The following is a 7676-nucleotide window of genomic DNA, read 5'->3' on the forward strand; positions in this document are numbered from 1 at the left end:
GATCGCGTTGTTCGCGGTGTGCCACGACACTCCGAGACCGGCCGCAGCCCGAGAGATGGTCAGGTGATCGACAATGATGGCACCCAGCGCCCAATCGAGTCCACCACGCGAGATCTTCGCCCTCGCGGGCGCAGCCTGCGTGGTGTCCTGCCGCCAGGTGCGTCGACAATACGCGCATCGGTAGCGGCGCACTCGCACCAACAGCGTCGTCGGCCGGTGCCCGAACGGCTCGTGCGCCAATCTGCGGGTCAGAGTATCGCGCGGCACTCCCTCGGTTCCGCACTTGCGACACCACGGGTCCGGTTCGACCACCCGGCACTCGATCACCGCCCGCGCTGGTTCCAGTCGCTGCCCGACAGCTTGCAAACCGAGCTCATCGAGACGGCAGAACGTGGTCAGATCGGGCGTGGCGAAGGTAGCGTTGAACATGTCGAGGTCTTTCGGACGGTGAGTGTGAGAACTTCCATCCTGGAAGACCTCGACCTCTATCCGCCGAACGCCGCGCGCACCCCGACTACACCGCTAATTACGAAGAGCCATCAAACCTGGGACGCTTCATCTCGACTTCGACAATGGATCCGAGTTCATCAATCACGACGTGATCGACTGGGCCGCGGGACGGAAGATCTTCTTCACCCGCTCGCGCCCCTACAAGAAGAACGATCAGGCCACGATCGAGTCGAAGAACAACCACCTCGTCCGCCGACACGCGTTCCATTGGCGCTACGACGATCCGGACACGCTGATGGTCCTGAATCTCCTTTGGCCGGTGGTGAACGACCGGATGAACTTCCTCACCCCGACGAAGAAGCCGATCGGCTGGAAGACCGGCCCGACCGGGCGCCGCACGCGCGTCTACGACGCGCCGCGGACACCGTTCGAGCGGCTCCGGGCCGCCGGGGTCCTGTCCCCGGCGCAGGAGGCCGAGCTGACCACTTACCGCGACGGGCTCAACCCTGCCGAGCTGATGCGGAGGATCGTGTCGTTGCAGGACCGGCTCACCGCGAGCGCGAAGCGCCCCACGCTCGACCTCGAGGCCTCCCTCACCGTTCCGCTTCCTGATACCGCTCGGGGCGTCAAGGCCCGCCGGAGGGCCTGAACGGCTTCGCGGGCATTCTCAGTTGAGGCACCGTCCCCGGATTCGCGGGCAACTTGACATGAGGCACCTCGTAGTTGACGTTCCGCAGATACTCATCTTCGCGTGGTATCGTGAAGCCACCATTTTTCCGCGCTTTATCGCAGAGCCCGATTGGCGTAATATTCTCACTCGAACCACGATCTGCGGGATACTTCATTCAGGGGTTACTGATGCCAACCTTATTCACGCCAAGCCCGTCTGAGCCCGATGAGCTCGACAGGGTAATTATTCATCAGTTCGATGCAGCCCGACCTTCGCCAGGCGGGATCGATACGTGTATCCGTGGGATTTTGAAATATGCGTCGAATAGCCAACGTATCGCAGTGATCGGCGTGGACACCGGCGTCGGTCCCGCATGGAGGAAGTTAGGGCAGTGGGAGAAGTACGAGACTGCAGGTGCTTCGTTCTATTTTCTCCCGGTAGTGAGTCTTGATCCCGCTGATCAGAATCGGAAAATTCCGCACGCATTGCGTCTGATTGGCGGGCTCTTGAAGCATCGCCGTCGTGTTCCGTCAGCAGCTTTTGTCCAGGCACACCGAGCCGACACAGCGTTAGCAATTTCGATGCTATTGAAAGGCCGACTGACCTACTTCATCCACACACAAGAATCCGGGTTGACGGGTAAGACGTCCGACTCAGTGTGGCGACGTGCGGCGATTCTTCACGCTGCAATTGAAAAGCGGGTTGCTCGGCGCGCTGAGCGAATTGCTGTTTTCAACCCGGATTATGCGAAGATCGTTGCGCGGTGGAACAGGAATACACGCGGTTTTCCCACTTGGTACGACCCTGAGCTGATTTCCGCTGAAGCAGATCGGGTTGCTAAAAAAGTGCTTTGGGTGGGGCGCGTGGAAGTTCCAAAGGACCCGCTTCTTGCTGTATCGGTGTTCGAGGAGCTCACTGCCCGCGATCCGGAGTGGACGATGGACATCGTTGGTTCTGGCACGCTGTTGGAGCAAACACGCGCGCACGCTGAAGTAGTAGGGCCAGCTCTGCGCGTTCACGGACGCACTGCTCCGGAGGAAGTAGCAACGCTAATGGCCCGCAGCGATGTCTTCTTGATGACGTCCCACCCGGGCTACGAAGGATTTCCCCGGGTGCTAGTGGAGGCTATGGCAAGTGGTTGTCGGCCTGTTGTGACTGACGGATCGGACACCGGCTCACTCGTCGATGAGGCTGTAACCGGTTACGTGACGGGACGCGATTCGAAGCATATTGCATTACGTGTAATTGAATCTTCCGCGATTGACCGGGGCCTTGTCCGCGCCGTTGTCCACAGTTTTTCCGCACCCGCGGTAATAGAAGACATTTACGCCGATTTGTCGACATGGAAAACCGCGTAACGGGAGAATCATGAAAGCTATTGTTACTGGTGCGGCTGGATTTGTAGGTAGTACGCTCGCGCGCCGCTTACTGAACCTCGGCCATGAAGTGGTTGGTGTCGACGCACTGACGGACTATTACACCCCTAGCCTGAAGGTGAGTAACCTTGCGCGCCTCAAAGACGCAAAATTCACGTCTATTAGCGGGGATCTGAATGATCTGCCCTTAAAACACCTAATCGATGGTGCTGACTGGGTTTTCCATCAGGCGGGGCAGCCTGGCGTGCGCAAGTCCTGGGGCGAGGATTTTGGCGTTTACTCGAAAGCCAATATCGATGCCACTCAACGACTTTTGGAGGCGAGCCGGCAGTCCTCTACGTTGAAAAAGTTCGTGTATGCGTCGTCATCCTCTGTATACGGGGACGCCGAGCGCTATCCGACCCTCGAAACCGACCGGCCCCAACCACGCAGCCCGTACGGTGTTACCAAGCTCGCAGCAGAAAATCTGTGTACGCTGTACGCATCCAACTTTGGCGTCCCCACGGTTTCACTCCGGTACTTCACGGTATACGGACCCCGGCAGCGGCCGGATATGGCCTTTACTCGTTTTGTGCGGGCGGCAGTCCTGGAGGAGCCTATCAATATCTTCGGTTCCGGGGAGCAGGTGAGGGACTTCACCTTCATCGGTGACATCGTTGAAGCGAACATCGCTGCAGCCATCGAAGAGACAGAGCCTGGTGAGATCTTCAACGTGGCGGGTGGGACGAGCATTTCAGTCAATGGGGTGTTGACTCTCCTCGAAGCACTCAATGGTCGTCCCCTAGACGTCCGATATGGCGAGAAGGTTGCTGGAGATGTGCTTCAAACAGGCGGAAGTACGAGTCGCATCTTCGAAATGTTGGGCTGGAGGGCGCAGACCGCTCTCGAGGACGGGCTGGCAATGCAGTTAGCGTGGGCGCGGGATACCTTCGGGCGACGAGGGGACAGTAATGCGTAGACCGAACCCGAGCGGCTGGGAGCGCATATCGTCGCACTCCGATTATCGCCGTTTTTTGCGTCAAGACTTGCGTGCGCACGGGCTTCGAAAGTGGCGACCGTGGTCGCGGCTACGCCACCCCGAGTTGCATTTTCAAAGAGTGCTTCGATTGGTAGAGTTTCTGAAGTATTCTGACCGACTAATTGCGGCTCCATTTTACGGATTAATGCGAGTTCGGCTGGCGAGATTGAGTGTGCGAACAGGAATATCCATACCGCCTGGCGTTTTTGGGCCGGGCCTCTCAGTCGCACACCACGGCAGCATAGTCGTGAACGATAACGCCAAAGTCGGGGCTTGGTGCAGAATTCACTGTGGAACGAACATCGGAATCAGTCGCGGAGAAGCTCCTTACATTGGATCCTTCGCGTATATTGCTCCCGGTGCTGTTGTTTATGGAGGAGTCTCTCTTGGGAGTAGGGTTGCTGTTGGCGCGAATTCTGTGGTTTCCAGAGATGCACCCGAAGGCGTGACTCTGGCCGGCGCGCCGGCGAAGGTGGTCAGCAATGATGGCTCGAATCGAGTGATGCCCGAGTGGTTTCCGGAACAAGATAATGGTTGATAAAAGCTCTTTTCTTCCGGGGAAACATATCGCCATCTTGGTCCCGAGCCTTGCCGGGGGCGGCGCCGAATTCGTAGCGCGCACGTGGGCGGCCGGGCTTGTCGAGCGCGGCGCTAGGGTGACGTTGTTGCTCACCCACTCTGAGACCGAGGAAGATGTCCCGCTCGGGGCTGAAGTCGTTGAGATACCGAGTGTTGGATTCATCTCACGGCTTCGACGTCTTCGGCGGGTTATCCAACAACTACGTCCAGCCGCCGTGATCTCCTTGATGCCACACTGGAACGTATTAGCGTTGGCGGCTACCCGCGGTATTGGAGACGTCAAGGTACTGATTAGTGGACGCAACGCCGAATCTGTTCTTGTCGGATCCGTGTCCGCGACCTTCCGACTAGAGATTTTTTTGGCAAGATTGTTATACCGCCGGACTGACGGTTACATCGCAATATCTCACCCAGTTGCCGCTGAAGCGATCACTAAGTATCGGATTGATCCGCAGCGCGTGTGGGTCGTACCCAACCCCGCTACTGCTAAGATCAGTCCTTCGCTCGCATTGGAACGGCGATCGGGTCGTGCGTCTCGGAAGCCGGGTAATCGGGTCATCCTCACCGTGCCTGCGAGGATCGTGGAGCAAAAGCGCCCGGTTATCGCCGTACGGGTAGCGAAGATTCTCGCAGGCCGTGGGCTTGACGTTGAAGTCCACTATTTTGGTGACGGAAACTTGCGCGAACTCGTTCAAGCGGAAGCCGATCGAGCGGCGGTGCCGGTGCGGTTCCACGGGTGGGTGAACGAATGGTTTCTCGAGTGTGATAAGGATTCTGTCGTATTGCTCCCCTCGGTGGCAGAGGGGTTCGGAAACGTGCTGGTGGAAGCCGCTGCTGTCGGTGTGCCATCAGTGGCTACTTCACAAGCCCTAGGGCTGGCCGACGCGGTGGTTGCTGGCGTAACGGGCGAGCTCACGATCGATGCCGACGTGGAGGGATTTGCCGACGCGGTCGAACGGGCAATGGCTTTACCTCCCATTGCAGAAGAGGGGTGGCTTGAGCGATTCTCGCCCGGCACCAGCACTGATCTTCTCGTTGAGAGCATCCAGCGCGTACTGACGCGTTCCTCCCGGCAAGAAGAATGACAGGAAGATACGCGCGACGTATTGCGCCTTTAATTGCGGTTGCATCAATGCTTCCGGGGTTGCTCCTTCCGTTTGCCGTTACGTTGCAGATGACGGTCAGAGACGGGGACATTTACCTGCTCGCAATGTCAATTTCACTGACTCTGACCAGTGTTGTTGGAAACGCGATCGAGCTCAATACTGTGGCGGAGGTCGGACGTCTCATTGGCCGCGATGCGAGGCCGTCTCGAGGATCGCTACGTAAATATCAATCCAAGGTGCTAAAATTCGCATTGCCCGTCACTCTATCCGTGGGAATGGTGTTGGCTATCATCTACGGCGTTGGTGTCGGCGATGCTGTATTTTTCGGCCAGGTTGTTTGCGTCGTGATGATCGCGCCGCTGCTCTCTGGTTACACGTCGGTCCGGTCTGGTGTCCTCATTGCCGAAGGATACGCGACTTGGGCAATCGGATTTCAATCGCTTCGAAGCCTGGTTCCTCTCGTAGGAATTGTTCTCTTTCCTCACTTGAGCGCGTTGTTCCTGGCCGTATTTTTTGTTCTTGGGGAGATCTTCCGAGCGGTGGCAATCACACTACGTTTGCGTGTCGTCCCTGTGCGGCCCGAGGTCAATGTCAATTTGCCGGTGACAGGCCTATGGTGGCAAGCGCTTTCTTCCGGGATTTCACAGGGTTCACGCGTGGTCGATCGGTCCTTCCTGGCCCCGGTCGTGGGCGGGATATCTAATTATGAACTTGCGGATAAAGCCTTCTTCGCCGTTGTTCAGTTCCTTACTCTGGGCGTCTTGACTCCACGTGTAGCGACATGGGCCGGGCTACCGTCCATGAAGGTGTGCGACGGGAAAAAAATGTTGCGTCGGGATCTCACCCTTTTGCTAGGCGGCGCTTCAGCGTTGGGCGGATTAGAGATCGTCGCTCTCCTTTTTATTAGTCGTAGTGCTTGGATGCCCGCAGAGTGGGCCACCGGCGCACAATGGGCCATAATATTGGCGTTTGCCCTACCGTTTAATATTGGTGTCGTTGCGTCTGGGCGGCTACTAATTATCGCGCGTCGCCAAAAGTGGTTACTTTGGACGTCGACTACGACGCTGGCAGCCAATGCTGTATTGGATTATTTCTTCTTTCAGATCTGGGGCGGCCTGGGAATTCCAGTAGCAACCCTCTTTTCGCAGGCTCTGTCATTTCTGCTGTACGGACTGCTTGTCGCTCGAGCGCTGCCGCCGGTGATGGGTGCCGAGCGTTCTGCTCCATAAAGCTCCTGTGAACCTCCTTAGCCTCGATCTTGGGCGTGAGGAACGAATCGGTGACAACTGATCGTTAGTGCCGGGAGGCGCTGACGGGGAGGATGTCATCATGCCCGGTCCCTATCCCAGAGAGTTCCGCGAAGACGTTGTCGCGGTCGCTCGCAGCCGCGAGAGCGGCGTCACCATCAAACAGATCGCCACCGACTTCGGCATCAGTGAAGCAACCCTGCAGAACTGGCTCCGCCAGGCCGATATCGAAGACGGCAATCGACCTGGTCAGACCGCGGCGGACGCGGCCGAGGCTCGGGAGCTGAAGAAGCGGATCCGGCTGCTGGAGCAGGAGAACGAGGTCCTCCGCCGTGCGGCGGCGTATCTGTCGCAGGCGAACCTGCGCCTTGGTGGCTCCCCAAAATGACGTACCCGCTCGTTGCTGAGCTCGCCGAAGCGGGGATTCCCGTGACGGTGTCGTGTCGGGTCCTCAAGCTCGCAAGACAGCCCTACTACCGGTGGCGCAACGTCCCTGTCCGGGACGCGGACGTGCTCCGCGCGTATCGGATCAACGCGCTGCATGACGCGCATCACGACGACCCGACGTTCGGGTATCGATACCTTGCCGACGAAGCCCGTCGGGCGGGGTGGCGGATGAGCCGGCGGACGGCGTGGAAGCTGTGCTCGCAGGCCGGGATCCTCTCGTCCGCGCAGCGCCGGCGACGTGGGAAGGGCAAGAAGGCCGGCCCACCCGTGTTCGACGACCACGTGCAACGCGTCTTCCGGGCCGATGCCCCGAACCGGGTCTGGCTCACCGACATCACCGAGCACCGCACGACGACCGAAGGCAAGCTTTACTGCTGCGCGATCAAGGATGTCTTCTCCAACCGCATCGTCGGCTACTCGATCAGCGACCGGATGACCGCGAAGCTCGCCGTCGATGCCGTCCGCAACGCCGTCTCTCGTCGCGGTGAGGTCGCCGGGTGCATCCTGCACGCTGACCGGGGCAGCCAGGCCGTATTCAACCGGTCGTCGCAACACCGACAGCGAGAGGTGTTCGATGGGTTACAGCAACATGCAAAAGCGCGTGCGCGCGTATCGCGGGCAGATCGTCTCGCCGGGCAGGCCGACGGTCGCGTGGCGCGAGGACCGTGTCCGATTCTGGGCCGCGATCGGCGAGGGGAAGAAAACGCGAGAGTCCGGTGCCGCTGCGGGCGTGTCAGAGCCAGTCGCTCATCGCTGGTTCCGGAATGCTGGCGGCGTGAATCC

7 protein-coding genes and 3 pseudogenes are annotated in these 7676 nt (G+C 59.0%); 9 read left to right on the forward strand and 1 reads right to left on the reverse strand.

Annotation, left to right across the window (positions count from 1 at the left end):
* Positions 1-429, reverse strand: a pseudogene (locus G510_RS0112625) (transposase family protein); the annotation flags it as partial.
* Between the two features lie 169 nt (positions 430-598).
* On the opposite strand from G510_RS0112625, the gene G510_RS16885 reads away from it, so the two are divergent.
* The 9 genes and pseudogenes from G510_RS16885 to G510_RS18915 form a co-directional block, all read left to right on the forward strand.
* Positions 599-1099, forward strand: coding sequence for a hypothetical protein (locus G510_RS16885; protein ID WP_051216753.1), 501 nt, complete (start codon positions 599-601; stop codon positions 1097-1099).
* A 209-nt stretch (positions 1100-1308) separates the two neighbouring features.
* A complete protein-coding gene (locus G510_RS18070) occupies positions 1309-2478 on the forward strand; it encodes a glycosyltransferase family 4 protein (protein WP_084644379.1) in 1170 nt (389 codons plus the stop codon).
* A 10-nt stretch (positions 2479-2488) separates the two neighbouring features.
* The gene (locus tag G510_RS16890) at positions 2489-3454 is read left to right on the forward strand and encodes an NAD-dependent epimerase/dehydratase family protein (protein WP_036323350.1); all 966 of its coding nucleotides are present in this window, start codon (positions 2489-2491) and stop codon (positions 3452-3454) included.
* A 205-nt stretch (positions 3455-3659) separates the two neighbouring features.
* Positions 3660-4052 carry a serine O-acetyltransferase gene (locus G510_RS19135; protein WP_425411298.1) on the forward strand — a complete coding sequence of 131 codons (393 nt, stop codon included), beginning with the start codon at positions 3660-3662 and terminating at the stop codon, positions 4050-4052.
* Positions 4045-5178: a glycosyltransferase gene (locus G510_RS18080; protein ID WP_084644382.1), complete on the forward strand. Its 1134-nt coding sequence runs from the start codon at positions 4045-4047 to the stop codon at positions 5176-5178. Before G510_RS19135 ends, G510_RS18080 begins: the two co-directional genes overlap by 8 nt.
* Before the next feature lie 125 nt (positions 5179-5303).
* Entirely contained in the window at positions 5304-6428 is a 1125-nt protein-coding gene (locus G510_RS18375) for a polysaccharide biosynthesis protein (RefSeq protein ID WP_157560634.1), read from the forward strand.
* Between the two features lie 100 nt (positions 6429-6528).
* Positions 6529-6834, forward strand: coding sequence for a transposase (locus tag G510_RS18740; RefSeq protein WP_029153911.1), 306 nt, complete (start codon positions 6529-6531; stop codon positions 6832-6834).
* Positions 6831-7433: pseudogene (locus G510_RS19055) on the forward strand (DDE-type integrase/transposase/recombinase); the annotation flags it as partial. The gene G510_RS18740 and the pseudogene G510_RS19055, both read left to right, overlap by 4 nt.
* A gap of 34 nt (positions 7434-7467) precedes the next feature.
* Positions 7468-7676: pseudogene (locus G510_RS18915) on the forward strand (IS30 family transposase); the annotation flags it as partial.

This window comes from Microbacterium gubbeenense DSM 15944 (assembly GCF_000422745.1).
Lineage (GTDB): Bacteria > Actinomycetota > Actinomycetes > Actinomycetales > Microbacteriaceae > Microbacterium > Microbacterium gubbeenense.